Source organism: Enterococcus sp. LJL98 (assembly GCF_054871745.1).
This window is the reverse complement of the sequence record NZ_JBTXLU010000025.1, coordinates 1-1,666: the sequence shown is the minus strand read 5'-3', so window position 1 is coordinate 1,666 and position 1,666 is coordinate 1. Positions and strand designations below refer to the sequence as shown.

At 51.7% G+C, this 1,666-nt stretch carries 1 rRNA gene; it reads right to left on the bottom strand.

What is annotated here, in order from left to right:
* Positions 1–74 precede the first annotated feature (74 nt).
* Positions 75–1,630, bottom strand: a 16S ribosomal RNA gene (locus tag ACYSNO_RS12320).
* Between the last annotated feature and the right edge of the window lie 36 nt (positions 1,631–1,666).

Genomic DNA, 1,666 nt, shown 5'->3' with positions numbered 1-1,666 from the left:
CAATCAACGATGTGTAGTTTCCGTACTGTTTGAGTGACACAAGTAAAAACTCATGCTTCAAACAAATTCCTTAGAAAGGAGGTGATCCAGCCGCACCTTCCGATACGGCTACCTTGTTACGACTTCACCCCAATCATCTATCCCACCTTAGGCGACTGGCTCCAAAAGGTTACCTCATCGACTTCGGGTGTTACAAACTTTCGTGGTGTGACGGGCGGTGTGTACAAGGCCCGGGAACGTATTCACCGCGGCATGCTGATCCGCGATTACTAGCGATTCCGGCTTCATGTAGGCGAGTTGCAGCCTACAATCCGAACTGAGAGAGGTTTTAAGAGATTAGCTAGGCCTCGCGGCTTGGCGACTCGTTGTACCTCCCATTGTAGCACGTGTGTAGCCCAGGTCATAAGGGGCATGATGATTTGACGTCATCCCCACCTTCCTCCGGTTTGTCACCGGCAGTCTCGCTAGAGTGCCCAACTAAATGATGGCAACTAACAATAAGGGTTGCGCTCGTTGCGGGACTTAACCCAACATCTCACGACACGAGCTGACGACAACCATGCACCACCTGTCACTTTGTCCCCGAAGGGAAAGCTCTATCTCTAGAGTGGTCAAAGGATGTCAAGACCTGGTAAGGTTCTTCGCGTTGCTTCGAATTAAACCACATGCTCCACCGCTTGTGCGGGCCCCCGTCAATTCCTTTGAGTTTCAGCCTTGCGGCCGTACTCCCCAGGCGGAGTGCTTAATGCGTTAACTGCAGCACTGAAGGGCGGAAACCCTCCAACACTTAGCACTCATCGTTTACGGCGTGGACTACCAGGGTATCTAATCCTGTTCGCTCCCCACGCTTTCGAGCCTCAGCGTCAGTTACAGACCAGAGAGTCGCCTTCGCCACTGGTGTTCCTCCATATATCTACGCATTTCACCGCTACACATGGAATTCCACTCTCCTCTTCTGCACTCAAGTTCTCCAGTTTCCAATGACCCTCCCCGGTTAAGCCGGGGGCTTTCACATCAGACTTAAAGAACCGCCTGCGCTCGCTTTACGCCCAATAAATCCGGACAACGCTTGCCACCTACGTATTACCGCGGCTGCTGGCACGTAGTTAGCCGTGGCTTTCTGGTTAGATACCGTCAAGGGATGAACATTCTACTCTCATCCTTGTTCTTCTCTAACAACAGAGTTTTACGATCCGAAAACCTTCTTCACTCACGCGGCGTTGCTCGGTCAGACTTCCGTCCATTGCCGAAGATTCCCTACTGCTGCCTCCCGTAGGAGTCTGGGCCGTTCTCAGTCCCAGTGTGGCCGATCACCCTCTCAGGTCGGCTATGCATCGTGGCCTTGGTGAGCCGTTACCCCACCAACTAGCTAATGCAGCGCGGGTCCATCCATCAGTGACGCAAAAGCGTCTTTCACTTTTCCTTCAGGCGAAGAAAAAGATTATGCGGTATTAGCACCTGTTTCCAAGTGTTATCCCCCGCTGATGGGTAGGTTACCCACGTGTTACTCACCCGTCCGCCACTCTTCTTTTTCGGTGAACCGAAGTTCGATGAAAAAGAAGCGTTCGACTTGCATGTATTAGGCACGCCGCCAGCGTTCGTCCTGAGCCAGGATCAAACTCTCATTAAAAAAGTTGAAACAATCTTTCGATTGTTAAGCTCAAAA